This window comes from Paraburkholderia sp. GW821-FHT02A12 (assembly GCF_059422005.1).
Window position 1 is genome coordinate 3906283 of record NZ_JBWKWA010000001.1, and the last position, 20518, is coordinate 3926800.

21 protein-coding genes and 1 pseudogene are annotated in these 20518 nt (G+C 63.3%); 14 read left to right on the forward strand and 8 right to left on the reverse strand.

The window, feature by feature from the left end:
- The first annotated feature begins 60 nt into the window (after positions 1–60).
- The 3 genes from dgoD to AC07WT_RS17905 all read left to right on the forward strand — a co-directional run bounded on the left by dgoD (position 61) and on the right by AC07WT_RS17905 (position 2036).
- Positions 61–1209, forward strand: a complete 1149-nt coding sequence (gene dgoD, locus AC07WT_RS17895) for a galactonate dehydratase (RefSeq protein WP_492594685.1) — start codon at positions 61–63, stop codon at positions 1207–1209.
- Positions 1210–1492: 283 nt separating this feature from the next.
- Positions 1493–1795, forward strand: a complete 303-nt coding sequence (locus AC07WT_RS17900) for a hypothetical protein (protein ID WP_494947964.1) — start codon at positions 1493–1495, stop codon at positions 1793–1795.
- Positions 1796–1823: 28 nt separating this feature from the next.
- The gene (locus AC07WT_RS17905) at positions 1824–2036 is read left to right on the forward strand and encodes a YodC family protein (protein WP_494947965.1); all 213 of its coding nucleotides are present in this window, start codon (positions 1824–1826) and stop codon (positions 2034–2036) included.
- 230 nt (positions 2037–2266) lie between these two features.
- Here the strand turns inward: AC07WT_RS17905 and AC07WT_RS17910 are convergent, their stop codons facing one another.
- Entirely contained in the window at positions 2267–3196 is a 930-nt protein-coding gene (locus AC07WT_RS17910; protein ID WP_492594688.1) for a CopD family protein, read from the reverse strand.
- Complete coding sequence (gene copC, locus AC07WT_RS17915; protein ID WP_494947966.1) at positions 3193–3570, reverse strand: copper homeostasis periplasmic binding protein CopC; 378 nt, start codon at positions 3568–3570, stop codon at positions 3193–3195. The genes AC07WT_RS17910 and copC overlap by 4 nt, the downstream gene beginning before the upstream one ends.
- Positions 3571–3960: 390 nt before the next feature.
- Here copC and AC07WT_RS17920 point away from each other — a divergent pair, with 390 nt between their 5' ends.
- The 4 genes from AC07WT_RS17920 to AC07WT_RS17935 all read left to right on the forward strand — a co-directional run bounded on the left by AC07WT_RS17920 (position 3961) and on the right by AC07WT_RS17935 (position 8558).
- Entirely contained in the window at positions 3961–4692 is a 732-nt protein-coding gene (locus AC07WT_RS17920) for a c-type cytochrome (RefSeq protein WP_492594690.1), read from the forward strand.
- Between the two features lie 21 nt (positions 4693–4713).
- Positions 4714–6012, forward strand: a complete 1299-nt coding sequence (locus tag AC07WT_RS17925) for a c-type cytochrome (RefSeq protein WP_492594691.1) — start codon at positions 4714–4716, stop codon at positions 6010–6012.
- Positions 6013–6144: 132 nt separating this feature from the next.
- Complete coding sequence (gene trhA, locus AC07WT_RS17930; RefSeq protein WP_492594692.1) at positions 6145–6765, forward strand: PAQR family membrane homeostasis protein TrhA; 621 nt, start codon at positions 6145–6147, stop codon at positions 6763–6765.
- A 242-nt stretch (positions 6766–7007) separates the two neighbouring features.
- Positions 7008–8558: a DEAD/DEAH box helicase gene (locus tag AC07WT_RS17935; protein WP_494947967.1), complete on the forward strand. Its 1551-nt coding sequence runs from the start codon at positions 7008–7010 to the stop codon at positions 8556–8558.
- A gap of 41 nt (positions 8559–8599) precedes the next feature.
- Here AC07WT_RS17935 and AC07WT_RS17940 read toward each other — a convergent pair whose 3' ends face one another.
- The 5 genes and pseudogenes from AC07WT_RS17940 to ggt all read right to left on the reverse strand — a co-directional run bounded on the left by AC07WT_RS17940 (position 8600) and on the right by ggt (position 12608).
- Positions 8600–9124, reverse strand: coding sequence for a hypothetical protein (locus AC07WT_RS17940; protein ID WP_494947968.1), 525 nt, complete (start codon positions 9122–9124; stop codon positions 8600–8602).
- Positions 9125–9249: 125 nt separating this feature from the next.
- Positions 9250–10077: a ferritin-like domain-containing protein gene (locus AC07WT_RS17945; RefSeq protein ID WP_494947969.1), complete on the reverse strand. Its 828-nt coding sequence runs from the start codon at positions 10075–10077 to the stop codon at positions 9250–9252.
- Positions 10078–10424: 347 nt separating this feature from the next.
- Positions 10425–10754, reverse strand: a complete 330-nt coding sequence (locus tag AC07WT_RS17950) for a hypothetical protein (RefSeq protein ID WP_494947970.1) — start codon at positions 10752–10754, stop codon at positions 10425–10427.
- Positions 10723–10911 (reverse strand): annotated as a pseudogene (locus AC07WT_RS17955) (MFS transporter); the annotation flags it as partial. The gene AC07WT_RS17950 and the pseudogene AC07WT_RS17955, both read right to left, overlap by 32 nt.
- Positions 10912–10970: 59 nt before the next feature.
- A complete protein-coding gene (gene ggt, locus AC07WT_RS17960) occupies positions 10971–12608 on the reverse strand; it encodes a gamma-glutamyltransferase (protein WP_494947971.1) in 1638 nt (545 codons plus the stop codon).
- 308 nt (positions 12609–12916) lie between these two features.
- On the opposite strand from ggt, the gene AC07WT_RS17965 reads away from it, so the two are divergent.
- From AC07WT_RS17965 to AC07WT_RS17975, 3 genes are all read left to right on the forward strand, one after another.
- On the forward strand, positions 12917–13696 hold the full coding sequence (locus AC07WT_RS17965) for a DeoR/GlpR family DNA-binding transcription regulator (protein ID WP_492594697.1): 780 nt from the start codon (positions 12917–12919) through the stop codon (positions 13694–13696).
- 310 nt (positions 13697–14006) lie between these two features.
- Positions 14007–14204, forward strand: a complete 198-nt coding sequence (locus AC07WT_RS17970; RefSeq protein ID WP_165847895.1) for a hypothetical protein — start codon at positions 14007–14009, stop codon at positions 14202–14204.
- Positions 14205–14407: 203 nt separating this feature from the next.
- Positions 14408–15034: a TetR/AcrR family transcriptional regulator gene (locus AC07WT_RS17975; RefSeq protein ID WP_492594698.1), complete on the forward strand. Its 627-nt coding sequence runs from the start codon at positions 14408–14410 to the stop codon at positions 15032–15034.
- A 61-nt stretch (positions 15035–15095) separates the two neighbouring features.
- On the opposite strand, the gene AC07WT_RS17980 is transcribed toward AC07WT_RS17975, so the two are convergent.
- Positions 15096–15470: a hypothetical protein gene (locus tag AC07WT_RS17980; protein WP_494947972.1), complete on the reverse strand. Its 375-nt coding sequence runs from the start codon at positions 15468–15470 to the stop codon at positions 15096–15098.
- A gap of 202 nt (positions 15471–15672) precedes the next feature.
- On the opposite strand from AC07WT_RS17980, the gene glpD reads away from it, so the two are divergent.
- The 4 genes from glpD (at position 15673) to AC07WT_RS18000 (ending at position 20510) form a co-directional block, all read left to right on the forward strand.
- Positions 15673–17208: a glycerol-3-phosphate dehydrogenase gene (gene glpD / locus AC07WT_RS17985; RefSeq protein WP_494947973.1), complete on the forward strand. Its 1536-nt coding sequence runs from the start codon at positions 15673–15675 to the stop codon at positions 17206–17208.
- Between the two features lie 167 nt (positions 17209–17375).
- On the forward strand, positions 17376–18875 hold the full coding sequence (glpK, locus tag AC07WT_RS17990; RefSeq protein ID WP_494947974.1) for a glycerol kinase GlpK: 1500 nt from the start codon (positions 17376–17378) through the stop codon (positions 18873–18875).
- Between the two features lie 94 nt (positions 18876–18969).
- Positions 18970–19683 carry an MIP/aquaporin family protein gene (locus AC07WT_RS17995; protein WP_492594702.1) on the forward strand — a complete coding sequence of 238 codons (714 nt, stop codon included), beginning with the start codon at positions 18970–18972 and terminating at the stop codon, positions 19681–19683.
- A gap of 140 nt (positions 19684–19823) precedes the next feature.
- Positions 19824–20510, forward strand: coding sequence for an HAD family hydrolase (locus AC07WT_RS18000; protein WP_494947975.1), 687 nt, complete (start codon positions 19824–19826; stop codon positions 20508–20510).
- Positions 20511–20518: the final 8 nt, after the last annotated feature.

The window sequence follows — 20518 nt, forward strand, 5'->3', positions numbered from 1 at the left end:
TGTAGCATATGAATCCTCGAAATATTCCGCAGGCACCCAAGCCGCAAGGAGACACACACCATGAAAATCACCAGGCTCGAAACCTTCATCGTCCCGCCGCGCTGGTGCTTCCTCAAGATCGAGACCGACGAAGGCATCGTCGGCTGGGGCGAGCCGGTGGTCGAAGGCCGCGCGCATACGGTGGCGGCCGCCGTCGAGGAACTGTCCGACTATCTGATCGGCAAGGACCCGCTGCTGATCGAGGACCACTGGCAGGTGATGTACCGCGCGGGCTTCTACCGCGGCGGCCCGATCTCGATGAGCGCGATCGCCGGCGTCGACCAGGCGTTGTGGGACATCAAGGGCAAGCATCACGGCGTGCCGGTTCATGCGCTGCTCGGCGGCCAGGTGCGCGACAGGATCAAGGTGTACTCGTGGATCGGCGGCGACCGCCCGAGCGACGTCGCGAACAACGCGCGCGCCGTGGTCGAACGCGGCTTCAAGGCGGTGAAGATGAACGGCTCTGAGGAGTTGCAGATCATCGACACCTTCGACAAAGTGCAAGGCGTGATCAACAACGTCGCCGCCGTGCGGGAAGCGGTCGGGCCGAACATCGGCATCGGCGTGGACTTCCATGGCCGTGTGCACAAGCCGATGGCGAAGGTGCTGGCGAAGGAACTCGACCCGTACAAGCTGCTCTTCATCGAAGAGCCGGTGCTGTCGGAGAACGCGGAAGCCTTGCGCGACATCGTCAATCAGACCAACACGCCGATCGCGCTCGGCGAGCGTCTGTATTCGCGCTGGGACTTCAAGCACATTCTGTCCGGCGGTTACGTCGACATCATTCAGCCGGATGCGTCGCACGCGGGCGGCATCACCGAGTGCCGCAAGATCGCGTCGATGGCCGAAGCGTACGACGTCGCGCTCGCCTTGCATTGCCCGCTCGGGCCGATCGCATTGGCGACCTGCCTGCAGATCGACGCGGTGAGCTACAACGCGTTCATCCAGGAACAGAGCCTCGGCATCCACTACAACCAGGGCAACGATCTGCTCGACTACATCAAGAATCCGGAAGTCTTCAAATACGAAGACGGCTTCGTGTCGATTCCGCAAGGCCCGGGCCTCGGCATCGAAGTCAACGAGGAGAAGGTGCGCGAGATGGCGAAGGTCGGCCACCGCTGGCGTAATCCGGTGTGGCGCCATGAGGATGGCAGCGTCGCCGAATGGTAATTGCGTGAACTGGAACGCCGCCTGAGGGCGGCGTTCTGTTTTGAAGAACCACCCATGACGCCGTCGCGCGTGTTACGCAACGCGTAGCGCGCGCCGTCTCAGTTACGTAACATCCCGGACCGAAACGCTCGAAACACGTCGTTTCCGGCTCTTTGCGCGCCCCGCCGCGGATCGCGAAAAGCCTTACCCAGAAAGGCTTTCACGCCATCTGTTCGGCACCGGACATACGCTTGGCCCACGCCTTGCTCAAATGCATTCAAACGACAATGCATCGGGGAACATCATGGGCGAATTCCTTCCTGACTATCTGATCCGCGAACAGGCCGCCGTGGGCGCGCTGGTGGCGTTCGGTGTGCTTCGCATCATCGGCGCGGCGCTCGCGTTCGAACGCGGCTGGCGCATCCAGATGGTCGAGAAATGCTTCATCGCCGCCGCCGTGCTGTACTGCCTGCCGCAACTCTTCGACCTGCTGACACACATGTACGGCTCGCGCGCCGCGGCTGCGGAACTGGAAGGCAAGGCAGCGGGCTGCGCGATGGCGCTGTTCTGCGCGCCGATACTCGGACATCGGCTCGGCTTCGAATAACCCCGCATTCATCGATCGGATGTTCTCCATGCGACTGGCAAGAACACCCACGTACCGCCCCGGCGACGTACTGGCGCTGAAGTCCGGCGGACGTCCAATGACCGCCACCTGGGCCGGCCCGGTGGTGTTCGCGCCCGGCAACTGGCTGATCTGCCAATGGTTCGGCGACGATGGCGAACTGCATCAGGAAATGTTTCCGGAAGCAACGCTGGAACGGGCGCGGAACGCGCTCGCTGCCTAGAGGGCAGTAACGGATCAGCCGGCCACGGCCGGGCGACCGTGTGTGTTGCGCCGCACGCGTTTGGGGTGCGGCGCTTTTTTATGTCGCGCTTATGCCGCGCTTATGCCGCGCTTATGTCGCGCTTATGTCGCGCTTATGTCGCGCTTATCTCGCGCGCAGGTAGCGCCGGCGCGCCCCCAGCCCGCTCGCCGCGCCAGCCGCGAGCGCGCCAGCCGCGAGCGCGACAGCGCTCAGCCCAGCGCGGCGAACGCCGGCACGCTATGCGACAGCGCGGCCGCCGCGACGAGCACGCCGATCATCGCCAGAGCTTCCAGATACAGTACGTTGACGAAGGTATGCGCATCCATCGTCGATGCGGTGCGGCGCAAGCGCGGCAGCGCGAGGAAACGGTTGAGGCCGCCGAGCACCAGCGCCAGCGCGACCAATGCGAGCTTCAGCGTCAGCACATGACCCCACGTGCTGATCTCGATCGCCTCGAGCGAGCCGCCCGAACCGCGCACGCCGTTGAATATGCCGGTCAGCAACACGAAGCCGACCGCCACCACCGACACGTTCGACACCTGCGTCGCCGTTCGGATCAGCATGCCGCGCGCGGTGGAGGTGCCGAGCGCGGGCAACACCGACAGCCCGGCCGCCATCGTGAGGCCGCCCCATACGCTCGTGACCAGCACATGCAGCGTCTGCATGCCGATCGCTGCCGAAGCCGGTCCGGCATCGGCAGCATGCCCGAGCGACGCCTTGCCCGCGGCGACCGCAATCACCGCGAGCCACAGCAACGCGTTGCGCACCATGCCCGTGTGATGTGCCATGGCTGTGCCGAGCAGGACCAGCGCGCCGGCGAACGCCACGCTCCAGCCGTAGCCGACATGCGTTTGCGTCAACACGGTCGGCACGACGCCGATCGCGGCGGGCAACCCGACGCCGCTCATCGACGCCGCCTGATACAACAGCCAGCCGAGATCCGCGAGCACCAGCACGACGGCGGCCGTCAGCATCGACCGTTGCGCGCGCAACCAGGCGGGCCGCGCCGGGGCGATCTTGGCCTGCGCGTCCTTCGCGAGCCACGCGCCAAGCAACGCCGAACCCACGGCAAACGCAAACGCGACATTCATGAGCGCGGCCATGGCGACCTGCCCGATCCAAAGTCCGTCGAGGCTCATTTGACGGTGAACGCGAAGTCGCCGTGGGTGCGGTGGCCGTCCGTGGCGACCGCGGTCCAGTGCACAACATAGCGGCCCGCCGCCAGTGACGGCAGCGCCAGGTGCAGGACCTTGGCGTCGCTTCTATCGACTTGCGAGGCAGCCGGCGCGACAGCCTTACCGCTCGCATCGCTCATTGCGATCTTGCTGAAGGCCGGCTCGAGCGGCTCGGTGAAATGAATCGTCACTTCCGCGGGCGCGGCGACTTCGGCGTTCGCCGCCGGCTCGCTCGACACGAGATGCGCATGCGCAAAGGCCGTGGACGTCAAAGCCAGCGCCGCGACGCCAAGCGCCAACGCACGCAGCGCCGGACCAGAAAAATTGAATAGCTTCATGAAAGGCCGATAGCTTGTGGAAAAGAAAAACCGTGAACATTGAGCCGATGGGCGCTTCTGCAGCAGAGATGCCGGCGCGCCCGGAAGTGTACGCTTCGATGGCCGAGGCGCGAGTCGGTTCAACCTGCTTTGTCATTCGCGCTTGTTCGAACTGATGCGAGCCCCCGCGCACACTGCCTGCGAGTTCCATCGCGCATCCAGAATCGAGACGACCGGCGAGCCGTTGAAGCCGACATCCGCGTCAAACTGTCGCATACCCGTGACAACTGGGACCTTCTCTAATGTGGCAAATAGTCACCATCACCCTTCGATGATAGAATGCTGCGTCGCCGCAGCGCCGTCTGCCCTTCACACCGAGCCGCTCGAAGTTCGGTCAGGTCCCCGATTTTGATGGAGTTACGCGTGTCTTCAAGACGCATTTTCCGCCCGTTGCTTGCCCTTCTGTTGATCGGCTCCGCGGGTGTCTATAGCGCTGCGAAAGCGCAGACTCAACCGAAGGCCCCCGATACGATGGAAGCGCGCGTGCAAGGTTGCACGGCCTGCCATGGCTCGCACGGCCAAGGTACTGACAACGACTACTTCCCTCGTCTGGCGGGCAAGCCTGCCGACTATCTGTACAACCAGTTGCAGAACTTCCGTGAAGGGCGCCGCAAGTACCCGCCGATGAACTACCTCGTCACGTATCTCTCGGACGATTACCTCCATCAGATCGCTACGTACTTCTCGCAACAACGTCCGCCGTATCCGCCGCCGGCCAAGCCAACGGTGTCGTCGGCCACGCTCGCTCGCGGCCAGCAGATCGTGCTGAACGGCGATGCGTCGAAACAGATTCCGGCTTGCGCGGCTTGCCACGGCAAGAGCCTCACCGGTATGCAACCGGCTATCCCGGGTCTGGTCGGCCTGCACGCCGACTACATTAGCGCGCAGCTGGGCGCATGGCGCTCGGGTTCGCGTCACGCCATCGCACCGGATTGCATGCACACCATCGCCACCCGTCTGACCGACGAAGACGTGAACGCCGTCGCTGCATGGCTTGTTACGCAAACGGCTCCACAAAACCCCGTGCCGGCTCCGGCCCGCTCGATGAAGACTCCGCTTGCCTGCGGCAGCGAACCGCAATAAGGCACCGGGAGAGACACTCAAATGAAACGCAAGTCTTTGTTCGCCCTCTCGGCAGTCGTCGTCGTTGCGGCTGCCGCACTCGTTCCCGTCCTGTGGTCGGGCGGCGACAACCTGCATAACGGCACGGCAATGGCGGCAACGCCCGCCGACCAGGCTGCACTGATCAAGAAGGGCGAGTACCTCGCCCGCGCCGGCGACTGTATCGCCTGTCACACGGTGCGCGGCGGCAAGCAGTTCGCCGGCGGCCTGCCGATGGCCACGCCGTTCGGCACGATGTTCACGCCGAACATCACGCCTGACGACCAGTACGGTATCGGCAAGTGGACGCAGGACGACTTCTACCGCGCGATGCACACCGGCCGTTCGAAAGACGGCAGCCTGCTGTATCCGGGCTTCCCGTTCACGAGCTACACGAAGGTCACGCGCGCCGACTCGGACGCGATCTACGCGTACCTGCGCTCGGTCACGCCGGTCAACGTGGCGAGCCGTCCGCACGAACTGAAGTTCCCGTTCAACAACCGCAACCTGCTGATCGGCTGGCGCACGCTGTTCTTCCGTGAAGGCGAGTACAAGGCCGATCCGACCAAGTCGGTCGAATGGAACCGCGGCGCGTACCTGATCGAAGGCCTCGGCCACTGCGGCATGTGCCATACCTCGATCAACGCGATGGGCGGTCCGGTCAATTCGGCGGCGTTCGCGGGCGGTCTGATCCCGCTGCAGAACTGGTATGCACCTTCGTTGACGTCGAACAAGGAAGCGGGCCTCGGCGACTGGGAAATCAAGGACATCTCGGATCTGCTGAAGACCGGCGTGTCGAACCGTGGCGCGGTGTTCGGTCCGATGGCTGAAGTGGTTCACAACAGCCTGCAGTACATGTCGGATGAAGATATCCACGCCATGTCGACGTATCTGAAGACGATCCCGCAAAAGAGCGAAGCACCGGAAGCGCTGCAACTCGAAACGTCGGAAAAGTTTGGCGGCGAACTGTTGAAGCAAGGTCAGAAGATCTACGCTGACAACTGCGCGAAGTGTCACGCGGAAAATGGCCTCGGCATGCCGCAGGCCTTCCCGCCGCTCGCGAACAATCAGTCGATCCAGATGCCGTCGGCGGTCAACCCGATCCGTATGGTCCTGAACGGCGGTTATCCGCCGAGCACGGATGCCAATCCGCATCCGTACGGCATGCCGCCGTTCGCTCAGTCGCTGTCGAATCAGGAAGTGGCGGCCGTTGTGACGTACATCCGGATGTCGTGGGGCAACCACGGTACGGCTGTGTCGCCGCAGCAAGTGTCTGATCTGCGTTCGGCGCCGCTCGATTAAGCAGCGTTAGATGCACCCGGGGCGCGGCCAGCGGAATAACGCGGCCGCGCCCTTCGTTTTTTCAGGACCGGTATCATGTGGGCGCATTTGCTCCGCATTTGCCCTTATGATGCCGCGCAGGAGGAAAGAGCCGTGCATATCGGTGAGCGTTTCAACAGCATTACCCACCTCGTCGGCGCCGTGCTGTCGGTGGCGGGGCTTGCAGCGCTCGTCACGATGGGCGCGCTCGACGGCGACGCGTACAAGGTGGTCAGTTTCAGTGTCTACGGTGCGATGCTGTTCGTGCTGTATGCTATCTCGACGCTTTACCACAGCGTACGCAACCCGCGCGTGAAAGCCGTTCTGCAAAAGTGCGACCATTCGGCGATCTACCTGCTGATCGCCGGCAGCTACACGCCGTTCACGCTAGTAACATTGCGCGGACCGTGGGGCTGGTCGCTATTCGGCGTCAGCTGGGGGCTCGCCGCCCTCGGCATCGTGCAGGAACTGACGCTCGGGCGACGCACCCGCAGCGTTTCGATGGTGCTGTATGTCTTGATGGGATGGCTCGCGCTCGTTGCCGTCCGCCCGCTGGTTCACGCCTTACCGGCAGCGGGTACCGCATGGCTCGTGGCCGGCGGGGTCATCTATAGCGCCGGAATCTACTTCTTCATCAACGACGAGCGCATCCGGCACGGACATGGTATCTGGCACCTGTTCGTACTGGCGGGCAGTCTGTGTCAATTCGTCAGTGTCGCGCGCTACGTCGCGTGACACGCCACGGCGGCGAAATGCAACTTAAGGCCAGTCAACGTGTCTGCATAGCGCGTTGAAGCATTCGGCACGCGTTTGAGCGTGCCGCCGATTTCTCTGCGACCGGAACCGGGCTTCGGCCTCGAGTACGCCATGCGGGCGTGTTCATGCCGTGCTTGTGCCCACTTGGGCCCGCTTGGGCCCGCTTGTGGCTGTTTGTGCCCGTTTGTGCCGATCGCGAAACTGCATTGCAAAGAGCATTTATGTCTTTTGATTCCCTCGGCTTGTCCGAACCGTTGGTCCGCGCTGTACACGAACTCGGCTACACCACCCCGACTCCGATCCAGACGCAAGCGATTCCCGCCGTGCTCAACGGCGGCGATCTGCTGGCCGGCGCGCAGACCGGCACCGGCAAGACCGCCGGCTTCACGCTGCCAATCCTGCAGCGTCTGAACACCATGCCCGCCGCCGCCACGGCCTCGGGCAAGCGCACCGTGCGTGCGCTGATCCTCACGCCGACGCGTGAGCTGGCCGCCCAGGTCGAAGAAAGCGTGCGCGCCTATGGCAAGTACCTGAAGCTGAAGTCGACCGTGATGTTCGGCGGCGTCGGCATCAATCCGCAGATCGGCGCGCTGCGCAGCGGCGTGGACATCGTCGTCGCGACGCCGGGCCGTTTGCTCGACCACATGCAGCAGAAGACCATCGACCTGTCGCATCTCGAGATTCTCGTGCTCGACGAAGCCGACCGCATGCTCGACATGGGCTTCATCCACGACATCAAGCGCGTGCTCGCGAAGCTGCCGCCGAAGCGTCAGAACCTGCTGTTCTCGGCCACCTTCTCCGACGAGATCAAGACGCTCGCCGACAACCTGCTCGACTCGCCGGCGCTGATCGAAGTCGCACGCCGCAACACGACCGCTGAAACGGTCGCGCAAAAGATTCACCCTGTGGATCGCGACAAGAAGCGCGAACTGCTCACGCATCTGATCAAGCAGCACAACTGGTTTCAGGTGCTGGTGTTCACGCGCACCAAGCACGGCGCTAACCGCCTTGCCGAGCAGCTGACCAAAGACGGCATCAGCGCGCTGGCGATTCACGGCAACAAGAGCCAGTCGGCCCGCACGCGCGCGCTCGCCGAGTTCAAGGACGGCACGCTGCAAGTGCTGGTCGCCACCGACATCGCCGCACGCGGCATCGACATCGACCAGCTGCCGCACGTGGTCAATTTCGATCTGCCGAACGTGCCGGAAGATTACGTGCACCGCATCGGCCGCACGGGCCGCGCAGGTGCGACGGGTGAAGCGATCTCGCTCGTGTGCGTCGACGAACTGCAGTTGTTGAAAGACATCGAGAAGCTGATCAAGCGTCCGGTGCCGCAGGAGGTGATCGCGGGCTTCGAGCCGGATCCGAATGCGAAGCCGGAGCCGATTCTGCGCCGCGGTCAGGGTGGCGGCGGCGGTGGTGGCGGCCGTCAGCCGCGTCAGGGGCAAGGTGCGCCGAAACGTGACGGCGCCCGACGCGACGACGCATCGGCGAAACCGGCGCAACGTTCGGGTCAGCGTCCGGCGAATGGCCAGCAGCAGCCGAAGCCGCAAAGTGCGAAGCCTGCGGGCGCCGGCGGCCAGCCGCGCCGGGACGGCAAGCGTCACGACGACAAGCCGCGCGCAGCATCCCATGAAGGCAGCGCCGCGCAACATGCGCCACGCAAACCGCAAGGCGGCAATCCGGGCGCCTTGCTGGGCGGCGGTGCGAAGCCGCGCAACGATGCGCCGCGTGGCGGCCAGCCGACGCGCAGCGGCCAGCGCGGCCGCTGAGATTCAACGCCGCCGACTGGCTGGGCGCGGGGCGTGAGCCCCTAACGCTTAGCCGCAGCGGCAGCTTGCTTCAGGTGCTCGATCTGCCGTTCCCATCGATCGAGCACCGCCCTCCCTTCCCCTTCAAGCTCAAACGTAATGCCGCCTGTCAGGCGCGCATAACGAACGCTCTGCGCCTCACCGGTATCGATCGAACCGATCAGATACGCGAGGCCGCTGTCATCGCCTTTGACGGCCGTGAGCGGCGTCACGCGCAACTGCACCTGATAAAACGCCTCATCGCAGACAAACGTCAGCGCTGCCCGGCCGCTTTGCGCCATCGCGCGCGCGGCCCGCGCTTGCAGCCATAACGCGATGCACAACGTGCGCGAATCGGGCGCATACAACTCGCCGACGCCGAGCAGCGACGTGCGCACATGACCGTTCGTATCGACGGTCAGCAGCGACGCGGTGAAGCCCTTCTTGCTCGCGAGCGACGAGCCGTCGAACAGCGTGCGGACAGCGTCGGGCCATTCGTCGAACACGATCTGTTCGGGCGGAGGTTCGGGTGTGAGTGAATCGCTCATCGTCTTGATCCGATCAAAGAGAGGGTGACGAGGATCAATCATGCCTTTAAAAGCAAATGGCCCGCGCATATGCGGACCATTGGGCCATTTGTCGTCATATCGCTACGCCGAGTTCCGCCGGCGGCTCAGCGGAAAAACACATGCTGCGTGATTTTCGCGAGCGGGTAATGCACGCCCGGCTGAATCCTGGCCGGCAGATCGAGCGGCTTGAGCAGCATCTTCACGCACATGTCCGCCGACAGATTGCGGCGCACCAGCGCGTTGATACGCGCCGCGCGCTCACGGTTATAAGCCGAATCGTGCACGCGCTCAGGATAACGAATCGCGAATACATGCCGCAATGCAATCTCCGAGTCTTCGTTCTTGATCTCCATCACGCGGCGCATCAACGCGCCGAGCACGGCGAGACGGCCGTTGCCTTCGATCTTGTTGTACTTCTTGAAGTACTTGAAAAAGTGCTTGTAGTGGCGGACTTCGTCGGTGCGGATGTTGTCCGTGATCTGCTTGAGCACCGGTTCATCCGAACATTCGCCGATCGCGCGATACAGCGTAGCCGTGCCCGTTTCCACGACACAGCGCGCCACCATCTCGAGCGCGCGGGTTTTTTCGAAGTCTTCCACCGAGCAGGTCAGCGAATACTCTTCGAAGAAATTGCGGAACGCCGCATCCCAGTCGAACTCCGGCCAGACGTAAGCGACATACGTCTTGAGCGCCCGGCCGTGCTGCAACTCTTCCGGCTCCCATTCGTTGTTGAGCCAGACCGAGACTTCCGGATCGCCGTCGAAGAAGGTGCTCAGATTGCTGGTGTAGAGATCCGAGCCGCTTTCGATAAATGAAGCGGCGCACAAGAGAAGCAGCAGATCTTCGTTAGCGACCGCTTTCTGGCGATCTATGCGGGTGAGGTCGATATCCTCGATCCGCCAGGGCATCACATGGTTCAGCTCAGTGTGCATTGTGTCTTGCTCCGAAAGCTGTATCGACTCGTGGAGCATGCTCGAAACCGCCCGCTCTCGCCAGTGCGGTCCGCCGTGTCAGATACAGCGCCTTGAATTAGAGTTAACCCCTTGTATCTTGCATCTTAGCCGGTGTTTCGCAACTTTGCAGATAACCCAGCACAGACCATGCCGGATCGCCGCAGTTCCAATTTCAGGGTAGTCGAATTATTCAGTCAGAAATAATCGGCGCGCGGACGACGCAAAAAAGCGAGCTCGGGGAGCTGGCTCAGGTATGGATGCATTGCCTCGAAGTCAGGCGAGGCAAGGCTCGCGGCGCCGCAGGGAGCCGCCGCCAAAGCGCAGGATTACGCGTGCTGAACTCGTTCGGCGTGACGCACACGCCGCATGCGCCACGCGACGACAACGAGCGATGCGCCCGACAGCATCGCGGCAATCAACACGTGGTAACTCGGCGCAAGCTTGTCGCCGGTCAAATGTATAAACGTCTCCACGATCATCGGCGCAAAACCGCCGTTCAGCACCACCACGCGGAACGACGCCGCCGCCGGCATATGCCGTTGCTTGACGGCATACATCGGCATGTAGCGTTGCAGCACATACACGCCGACCGTCGACTGGACGACGATGCTGCGTCGAAAGTCACTCGTCCTGCAGCGCGAAAAACTGTTTCGCAATGATGGTCGCGAAGTAGCCGTAGACCAGAAAGTCGAACCACTCGAGCGCATTGCCGACCGACGACGAAAACACGATGCGCCGCACCGTTGCTTTGGAAAGCGGGGCGGGCGTGGAATGCGAGGAAGCTGGCGCGGCTTGCGACACGGGGGTGGGCATCGTCGACAGATACAGCAAAGCGCGGCCGCTCAAGCAGCGCCGCACTTCGTTTGAACCGGTCAGAACCCGGCTGCCAGCCCGTCGCGACGGCTATCGCTCGCCGCCACGTAACCACGCTCCGGATCGTTGCGGTCGAGCTTCCAGATGTACTGGCCGGAGCCGAAGTCCATGTACGGATCGTCGACCGACTTGATCGTGTGGCCGAGCTTCTGCAGCGCCTCGGCAGTGTTCGGGTCGAGCGTCGCTTCGACGTCGATCGTGAAGTCGCGGTTGACCTTCCAGCGCGGCGCGTCGCACGCGGCCTGCGGCTGCTGGCCGTAGTCGAGCATCCGCACGATCGATTGCAGATGACCTTGCGGCTGCATGTCGCCGCCCATCACGCCGAAGCTCATCACCGCTTGTTGCTTGCCGTCCACCTGTTGCGTGAGGAACGACGGGATGATCGTGTGGAACGGCCGCTTACCGCCTTCCACCACGTTCGGCGACTTCGGGTCCATCGAGAAACCGCAGCCGCGGTTCTGCAGCGCGATGCCGCTGTCCGGCACCACGATGCCCGAGCCGAAGCCCATGTAGTTCGACTGGATGAAGCTGACCATCATGCCGCGTTCGTCGGCCACCGACATGTAGATCGTGCCGCCGGCCTTCGGCATGCCGAAGTCGAAGTGCGTGGCGCGTTTGGGATCGATCAGTTTGGCGCGCGACGCGAGGTACGCGTCGTCGAGCATCTGCTCGGGCGTGACTTCCATCGAACGCGGATCGGCGACGTAGCGGTAGACGTCGGCGAACGCCAGCTTCATCGCTTCGATCTGCAGATGCTGCGACTCGACGTTGTCGACCATCAGCTCCTTCACATCGAATTTTTCGAGGATGCCGAGTGCGATCAACGCCGCGATGCCCTGGCCGTTCGGCGGAATCTCGTGCACGGTGTAGCCGCGATAAGCCTTGCCAATCGGCTCGACCCAATCCGCGCGGTAGTTGCGCAGATCGTCGACGGTTAACGCGCCGCCGCCTTCGCGCGCAAATGCGGCAATCCGCTCGGCGATCTCGCCTTCGTAGTACGTGCGCGGGCCTTGCTCGGCGAGCTTGCGCAGCGTCTTCGCATGGCCGGGAAAGCGCACCAGTTCGCTGACTTGCGGCGCGCGGCCGCGCGGCATGAAGGTTTGCGCGAAGCCTGGCTGGTCTTTCAACTCCGGCACCGCCGCCGCCCACTTGTAGGCGACGATGCTCGCCACCGCATGACCGCGTTCGGCGATTTCAATGGCCGGCTCCATCAGATCGGCAAACGGCAGCGAGCCGAATTTCTGATGCAGCGCCTCCCAGCCGGCGATCACGCCCGGCACCGTCACCGCGTCCCAGCCGCGCTTGGGCTGTTTCGCGAGACCGTTTTCCTCGCCGTATTTGCGCTTGAAGTAATCGACATTCCACGCCGCCGGCGCCACGCCCGACGCGTTCAGGCCATGCAGCTTCTTGCCGTCCCACACGAGCGCGAACGCGTCGCCGCCCAGGCCGCACGACACCGGCTCGACCACCGTGATGGCGGCAGCCGCCGCGATCGCCGCATCGACGGCATTGCCGCCCTTCCACAGCATGCGCAGCCCGGCTTGCGCGGCGAGCGGATGCGAAGTCGAAACGATGTTACGCGCGAATACGGGCAGACGCGGCGTCGAATAGGGGTTTTGCCAGTTGAAGCCAGTCATGTCGAACACTCTCGAAAGGCGCGGCCCGGTGCCATCCAGACGCCGGAAACCATGGGAAGACAGTGAAACGGAGAACTAGGGATTGCAGCGCGATCCGGCACAAAAAACAAATTCATTTATCACATGAATAAATGCACAAAAGGCCTGAATGTGTCGGCAGGGATGTCGTGCATGTCGCACGAGTTGGCAGACAACGGGTGCGATGGTCTTACAATACCTCACTCCTGTTCACGCATCGATCGCTCTCCGGCAAGGCGCACCGCGTCGGCGGCCGGGCGGCGCCGAGCCAAACCCACCACCCGAGACACATGACCCGAGACCCCCGCCTGACTCTCAATGCCCGGCAACAGGAACTGCTGGAGTGGGTGCAACGCGACGGCTTCGTGACCGTGGACGACCTCGCGGCCCACTTCGACGTGACGCCGCAGACGATCCGCCGCGACGTCAACTGGCTCGCCGACATGAACCTGCTGCGCCGCTATCACGGTGGCGCGAGTCTGCCGACCAGTTCCGAGAACGTCTCGTACACCGCGCGTCAGCGGATGTTCCATGAAGAAAAACGGCGCATTGCGGCGCTAGTGGCCACTCACATTCCCGATCAGGCGTCGCTCTTCATCAACCTCGGCACCACCACCGAAGAAGTCGCTCGTGCGCTCAACCGGCACCGCGGTTTGCGCGTGATCACCAACAACCTGAACGTTGCCAGCATGATGAGCGGCTATCCGGATTGCGAAGTGCTGGTGACAGGCGGCATCGTGCGCCCGTGGGACAAAGGGATCGTCGGCGAACTGGCGATCGATTTCATTCGCCAGTTCAAGGTGGACTTCGCGATCATCGGCACGTCGAGCATCGAGACGGATGGCACGCTGCGCGATTTCGACACCCGCGAGGTGCGGGTGGCCGAAGCGATCATCCAGCATGCGCGCACGGTCTTCCTCGCCGCCGACAACTCGAAATTCGGCCGCCCCGCGCTGGTTCGCCAAGGCCACCTGGACCAGATCGACGCACTGTTCACCGACGCCGCCCCGCCCGCCGAGATGGCCGAAACCCTGGCCGCCGCGAACTGTCAGGTGTACATCGCGGAGTGAGGCCAGGCATTCTCCGCCATGTTGCAGCGCACGCCGAACTTCACGTGAAATCAAGGATTTGCTCGCAGCCTCGGACCGCCTCTGCGGCGCCCAATTGTCAAAGGGAAAATTTACTGGGGCGGATTTGGTGTTTAACGAGCGGTTGACTACACTCCAGTTCCCCGGCGTCCGTTCCGCGTTACGCGTAGCGCCGGTTGTGTGACCGAACCTGTGTATGAGCCGTACCTCCCGCCTGATCCTCTAGCGGACTCCACTGGCGCCTGCCAGTTGCCGGCCTGGCTGTCCGCGTTTGCTTGACATGGAGAGAACGATGCTGAGTCCGCATGAATTCGCCACGTTGTTGCTCGTCAAGGACGCTCCCAATCAAGTCGACATGGAGCGAGAAGAACTCGACGCCCTGCTGGAACGCCAGCTCGTGCAGCTCGAACGGCTCGCGTCGGGCAACGAACAATGGCGCGTGACCGAAACCGGCGACAGCGCAATCCGAGCCATCAAACGTTTCTCCTAGTTTTCCCCGTCGGCCTGTGCGGTCGACGTTCGACAGCATGAAAGCGGGCGGCGCGCCGGTTGTCATTGGCGGTATAAGGCGCGCCCTGGAAAACTGCCTCGCATTCTCTTTCAGCAAAACTGCCGGTCCGCTCACGCGGACGCGTTATTGTGCCCAATTCATTTACACAGTAAATTGACGCGACGGATCCTCTGCCTTCGCGCATGCCCAAAACACTCTCCTCCGACGACATCCAGCAATTCCGCGAAACCATGCGGCGCGTGGCCGAGAACGCCTTCGCCACGCGCGGCGCGCAGGGCGTGACGATGCGCGAACTGGCAAAAGAGCTGGGTTGCAGCGCGATGACGCCCTACCGCTATTTCCGCGACAAGGACGAGATCCTCGCGATGGTCCGCGCCGCGGCGTTCAACCGTTTCGCGGCGCGTCTGGAAGCAGCCGCCGGGCAGGCGCCGGACACCCACCCCTCGGCCGTCAGCGACGCGTACGTGGCGTTCGCGCTCGACGAACCGCACGCCTACCGTTTGATGTTCGATCTGACGCAGCAGGAACACGGCTACCCGGAACTCGCGGCCGCGTCGCAGCGCGCGTGGCACATGCTCAGCTCGCACTTCGAGCGGCTTGTTGCGGCCGGCGTCCTGGAAGGCGATCCGCAATTGATCGGCTACGCGTTCTGGGCGAGCCTGCATGGCTTCACGATGCTCGCGCTCGCCAATCATCTGCCGCTGCCGCAAGCGCGCCAGCCCGCCGCGAGCAAGGCGCCGACGCGCGAAGCCGTACTCGCGCAGATTCGCCAGATGTTGTGGCGCGGCGCGCTGCCACAGCGCACTTAACCTTGAACGCGAAAATTCAGGAAACCTGGCAGGAAATCAGGCACGGCACCGGGCGAAAAATTCAGCCGCTGCGCAAGGTCGGATCGACCGCCGCGCGCCAGCTCAACGCCTTGGCACGCTGGTCGGTGAAGAACATCACCCATTGATTGCGCGCCTGCGGGTCGCTGCTCGCGCCCAGGCTCCTGTAATGCTGCGCAATCGACGCCTGGAACACGCAGTAATCGTCCTTCGACAGCTTGCCGCGCCGGTTCGCCACGTACGCGTCGAACAGCGTCACATAGACGCCTTGCGCGTCGTTGCCGTAGTCGACCGTCTGGGCGCTGCACATCTGTTGCAACGACGCGAACGACGGTGCGCCCATCGTCCCGTTCAGGCTCGGCGTGCCGACGCATCCCGCGACAAGCGCCGCCGCGCCGATCATCCAAAGTCCACGCATGAATTCACCTCGATATGGCTGCTGCCGAGAGTATCGTCCGTGCCCGCGCGTCACGCCACCACCCTAGCCAACCATTAGAGGATCTCTCAGACAAACCGAACTTTACTTTTTCGAATATGTTCATTAAAGTTCGAAAACGAACACTATCGCTTCGATAGATTTTCCCAACGGCTTTCCGAATACGACGCAGGGGACACAGCAGGTGACGCAAGGCTCAAAGTACGATTTGCTCGTCGTGGGCGGCGGGATCAACGGCGCAGGCATCGCACGCGATGCGGCGGGCCGTGGCCTGTCGGTGTTGCTCTGCGAGCAGGACGATCTGGCGGCGCACACGTCGTCGGCCAGCACGAAGCTGATTCACGGCGGCCTGCGCTACCTCGAATACCGCGAGTTCGGGCTGGTGCGCAAAGCCTTGCAGGAGCGTGAAACGCTGCTGCGCGCGGCGCCGCACATCATGTGGCCGCTGCGCTTCGTGATGCCGCACATGCCCGATCTGCGTCCGGCCTGGCTGATCCGCGCCGGCCTCTTCCTTTACGATCACCTCGCCAAACGCGAGCTGCTGCCGGGCTCGCGCGGCATCGTCATGCGCCACCATCCGGCGGGCGCGCCGCTGGTCGATTCGATCAAGCGCGGTTTCGTGTATTCGGACGGCTGGGTCAATGACGCGCGTCTGGTCGTGCTGAACGCGCTGGATGCGCAGGAACGCGGCGCGAAGATTCTCACGCGCACCAGGCTGATCAGCGCGGTGCGCGCCGGCGGCGAATGGCGCGCGCAACTCAGGCGCGCCGACGGCACGATCCTCGACGTGCGCGCCGCTTCGATCGCGAACGCGGCCGGTCCGTGGGTCGGCGAACTGCTGCAAGGCGCGCTCGGCCGGGAAGCGACGCACAGCGTGCGCCTCGTGAAAGGCAGTCACATCGTCACGCGCCGCCTGTTCGAACACGATCACGCGTACATCTTTCAGAACCCGGACAAGCGGATCATCTTCGCGATTCCGTACGAACACGATTACACGCTAATCGGCACGACCGATATCGAGTATCGCGGCGACCCGTCGCAAGTCGCGATCACGCCGGACGAAACGCAATATCTGTGCGATTCGATCAACCGCTATTTCAAGCAGAAGATCACACCGCAAGACGTGCGCTGGACCTACTCGGGCGTGCGTCCGCTGCTCGAAGAAGAAGGCGCGGACAACCCGTCGGCGGTCACGCGCGACTACTCGCTCGAACTCGACGCACCTGCGGGAGAAGCGCCGCTGTTGTCGGTGTTCGGCGGCAAGATCACCACATTCCGCAAGCTGGCCGAAGAAGCCGTGGACAAGCTCGCACCCGCGCTGCAAAACAACACGCCTTCGTGGACAGCCGGCGCGCCGTTGCCCGGCGGCGATATTCCGCGAGCGAACTTCGAGCGCTTTCTCGCCCAGTTCAAGCAGCAGCATGCGTGGCTGCCCGCCGACCTCGCGCATCGCCTCGCTCGCGCGTATGGCACGCGAGTCAAGAATGTGATCGGCAACGCAAGCTCGCTGGCTGAACTCGGCAACGCATTCGCGCCGGGTCTTTACGAAGCCGAACTCGTATATCTGCGCGACGTCGAGTGGGCGCGCAGCGCGCAAGACGTGTTGTGGCGCCGCTCGAAACTCGGTTTGCACGTCGAGCCGGGCACGCTCGATTCGGTCACGCACGACATCGACACGTGGTTCGCGCACGAGCCCGTCAGACAAAAGCAGAACGCGTAAGGCCGTTGCAACGCGGCCCGATCGCACAACCTGAAACGCTTCACCCCTCGGCTACGGACAAAGCCGGGACGCACCACCGCAAGCTGTTGCACACCGCTTAAAACAACAAGCCGTTCCCGTCGCCGGTTCGCAATCCGGCGATTCATAAAACGCATGGAGAAGAGACAATGCAGGATCAATACATCCTCGCGCTTGACCAAGGCACCACCAGCTCCCGCGCAATGCTGTTCGACCGGCTCGGCAATATCGTGTCGACCGCTCAGAAGGAGTTCCAGCAGATCTATCCGCGCCCGGGCTGGGTCGAGCACGATCCGCAGGAAATCTGGGCAAGTCAGGCCGGCGTCGCCGCCGAGGCCGTCACGCGAGCCGGCATGAACGGCACGTCGATCGCGGCGATCGGCATCACCAATCAGCGCGAAACCACCATCGTGTGGGACCGCGAAACCGGTCACCCCATCTATAACGCGATCGTCTGGCAAGACCGCCGCACCGCCGACTTCTGCGACCAGCTCAAGGAGCAAGGTCTCGAAGAAAAGGTTCGTGCGAAAACCGGCCTGCCGATCGACTCGTATTTCTCGGCGACCAAGATCCGCTGGATTCTCGACAATGTCGAAGGCGCGCGCGAAAAGGCCAGGCAAGGCCGCCTGGCGTTCGGCACGGTGGATAGCTGGCTGGTGTGGAATTTCACCAAGGGCGGTCTGCACGTCACGGATGTGACCAACGCGTCGCGCACGATGCTGTTCAACATCCACACGCTGAAGTGGGACGACGAACTGCTCGAAGCACTCGATATTCCGCGCAACATGTTGCCGGAAGTGCGTGCTTCGTCGGAAGTGTACGGGCCGACCAGGACCACCGTGTTCGCCTCGAAGATTCCGCTCGCGGGCATCGCCGGCGACCAGCACGCGGCCCTCTTCGGCCAGATGTGCACGCAATCGGGCATGGTGAAGAACACCTACGGCACCGGCTGCTTCCTCGTGATGAACACCGGCGACAAGCCGATCGAATCGAAGAACAATCTCGTCACCACGATCGCGTGGCAGATCGGCGACCAGATCAATTACGCGCTCGAAGGCAGCATCTTTATCGCAGGCGCTGTCGTGCAGTGGCTGCGCGACGGTCTCGGCATCATCAAAAGCGCGGCGGACATCGAAACGCTGGCGCGCAGCGTGCCGCATGGCGACGGCGTGTATCTGGTGCCCGCCTTTGCCGGCCTCGGCGCGCCGCACTGGAATCCACGCGCTCGCGGCACGCTGTTCGGCGTGACGCGCGGCACGACCTCGGCGCATATCGCACGCGCCGCGCTCGATTCGATCGCGTACCAATCGCTCGACGTGCTGAAGGCAATGGAAGCCGACTCCGGCATTCGCATCGGCGAATTGCGCGTAGACGGCGGCGCCTGCGCGAACAATCTGCTAATGCAGTTCCAGGCGGACATTCTCGGCGTCGACGCGGTACGCCCGCAGGTTTCGGAAACGACCGCATTGGGCGCGGCGTATCTGGCCGGTCTCGCGGTCGGTTACTGGAAAGACGTGGACGAGCTGCAAAGCCAGTGGAAGCTCGACCGCCGCTTCACGCCTGCCCTGCCGCAGGCCGACGTCAAGGAATGCCTCGACGGCTGGCAGCGCGCGATTCGCGCCGCGAAGGCCTGGGCCGACACGCCCTGATCACACCTATCGCCGTTCCATAAAACAGCTTTCGACATAACGAAGCCGCTTTCTCAAGCGGCTTCCCTAATAACTATATTTCGGATAACCAACAATGTCTCCTTACATTGCGGAATTCATCGGCACAGCCCTCGTTGTGCTGCTCGGCGACGGCGCGGTCGCCAACGTGCTGCTCGCGCGCACCAAAGGCAAGGGCGCGGATCTGATCGTGATCGTGATGGGCTGGGCAATGGCCGTGTTCATCGCCGTCTATGTGACGGCGTCGTTCAGCGGTGCGCATCTGAATCCGGTGGTGACGATCAGCCTCGCACTGGCCGGCAAGTTCGCATGGGCCAAGGTGCCCGGCTACGTCGCGGCGCAGATGCTCGGCGGCATGGCGGGTGCCCTGCTCGTCTGGATCGCGTATCGCCAGCACTTTGCGAAGGAGGGCGATGCCGACGTGAAGCTCGGCGTGTTCTGCACGTCGCCGGCGATCCGCAGCGTGCCGCACAACCTGCTCACGGAAATGATCGCGACCTTCGTGCTGATTCTCGGCGTGCTGTATCTGGCGTCGCCGCAAGTCGGTCTGGGCGCACTCGACGCGTTGCCGGTCGGCCTGCTGGTGCTCGGCATCGGCATCTCGCTCGGCGGCCCGACGGGTTACGCGATGAGCCCGGCACGCGATCTGTCGCCGCGTCTGATGCACGCGCTGCTGCCGATTCCGGGCAAGCGCGACAGCGATTGGCGCTATGCGTGGATTCCGGTGCTCGGGCCGCTCGCCGGCGGCGCGGTGGCCACCTTGCTGTACCTGTACCTGCATACGCATTGACCGTGCGGCACGCGTAAGCACTGACGGAAAGCGACGCCGCCGCGCAGGCGGCGTCAAAGCACGTATCATGTGGCTTTCAATCTCCGCGCATGAGCTTGCAACAGTCTTGCCCATGCGCTTCTCGCTTTCCGTTTCAACGCATGATCGACCATCTCATCTGTGACTGCGACGGCGTGCTCGTCGACAGCGAAATCATCGCTGACCGCGTGCTCTTCGACACGCTGTCCGCCGCCTTCCCTGGCCTCGATTTCGAACCCGTCGTCAAAACGGCGTTTGGCCAGCAGACCTCGCGCTTTCTCGAAGACATCGAAAAGTCGTTCGATGTCACGCTGCCCGCGGATTTCCTCGAAACCGTCGAGCACAACGTCGAACTCGCGCTTGCCGCGTCGCTGAGTCCGATCAACGGCGTGCGCGACGCCTTGCAACGTGTGACGCTGCCGGCCGCGGTCGTGTCGAACAGCCGGATGGCGCGCGTGAATGCGTCGGTGCGGCGCGCGGGTTTGCAGCAGATTTTCGGCGAACGGATTTTCAGCGCTGAACAGGTGGCGCGGCCGAAGCCTTTCCCGGATGTGTATCTGTTCGCCGCCAGGACGCTGGACGTGGAGCCTTCGCGATGCATCGTCGTCGAAGACAGCGTGGCGGGTCTGAATGCGGCGCGCGCGGCGGGTATGAAGACGATCGCGTTCGTCGGCGCGAGCCATATCCCCGACGGCTATGCGGATGCGCTGCGCAAGATGGGCATGACGCGCATCATGAAACATATGGACGAACTGCCCGCGCTGATCGAAGCAGGCGTGCGCGGCGAGTTCGGCGACGTGCAGTCGTAACGGCCCGT

Bases quoted from the DNA above. Each gene is read 5' to 3' on its own strand.
- AC07WT_RS17920 (WP_492594690.1), top strand. From the start codon at position 3,961: ATGGAGTTACGCGTGTCTTCAAGACGCATTTTCCGCCCGTTGCTTGCC.
- AC07WT_RS17940 (WP_494947968.1), bottom strand. From the start codon at position 9,124: ATGAGCGATTCACTCACACCCGAACCTCCGCCCGAACAGATCGTGTTC.
- AC07WT_RS17905 (WP_494947965.1), top strand. From the start codon at position 1,824: ATGCGACTGGCAAGAACACCCACGTACCGCCCCGGCGACGTACTGGCG.
- AC07WT_RS17970 (WP_165847895.1), top strand. From the start codon at position 14,007: ATGCTGAGTCCGCATGAATTCGCCACGTTGTTGCTCGTCAAGGACGCT.
- AC07WT_RS17965 (WP_492594697.1), top strand. From the start codon at position 12,917: ATGACCCGAGACCCCCGCCTGACTCTCAATGCCCGGCAACAGGAACTG.
- AC07WT_RS17910 (WP_492594688.1), bottom strand. From the start codon at position 3,196: ATGAGCCTCGACGGACTTTGGATCGGGCAGGTCGCCATGGCCGCGCTC.
- ggt (WP_494947971.1), bottom strand. From the start codon at position 12,608: ATGACTGGCTTCAACTGGCAAAACCCCTATTCGACGCCGCGTCTGCCC.
- AC07WT_RS17935 (WP_494947967.1), top strand. From the start codon at position 7,008: ATGTCTTTTGATTCCCTCGGCTTGTCCGAACCGTTGGTCCGCGCTGTA.
- glpK (WP_494947974.1), top strand. From the start codon at position 17,376: ATGCAGGATCAATACATCCTCGCGCTTGACCAAGGCACCACCAGCTCC.
- AC07WT_RS17995 (WP_492594702.1), top strand. From the start codon at position 18,970: ATGTCTCCTTACATTGCGGAATTCATCGGCACAGCCCTCGTTGTGCTG.
- AC07WT_RS17925 (WP_492594691.1), top strand. From the start codon at position 4,714: ATGAAACGCAAGTCTTTGTTCGCCCTCTCGGCAGTCGTCGTCGTTGCG.
- AC07WT_RS17975 (WP_492594698.1), top strand. From the start codon at position 14,408: ATGCCCAAAACACTCTCCTCCGACGACATCCAGCAATTCCGCGAAACC.
- copC (WP_494947966.1), bottom strand. From the start codon at position 3,570: ATGAAGCTATTCAATTTTTCTGGTCCGGCGCTGCGTGCGTTGGCGCTT.
- AC07WT_RS17980 (WP_494947972.1), bottom strand. From the start codon at position 15,470: ATGCGTGGACTTTGGATGATCGGCGCGGCGGCGCTTGTCGCGGGATGC.
- dgoD (WP_492594685.1), top strand. From the start codon at position 61: ATGAAAATCACCAGGCTCGAAACCTTCATCGTCCCGCCGCGCTGGTGC.
- AC07WT_RS18000 (WP_494947975.1), top strand. From the start codon at position 19,824: ATGATCGACCATCTCATCTGTGACTGCGACGGCGTGCTCGTCGACAGC.
- AC07WT_RS17945 (WP_494947969.1), bottom strand. From the start codon at position 10,077: ATGCACACTGAGCTGAACCATGTGATGCCCTGGCGGATCGAGGATATC.
- AC07WT_RS17900 (WP_494947964.1), top strand. From the start codon at position 1,493: ATGGGCGAATTCCTTCCTGACTATCTGATCCGCGAACAGGCCGCCGTG.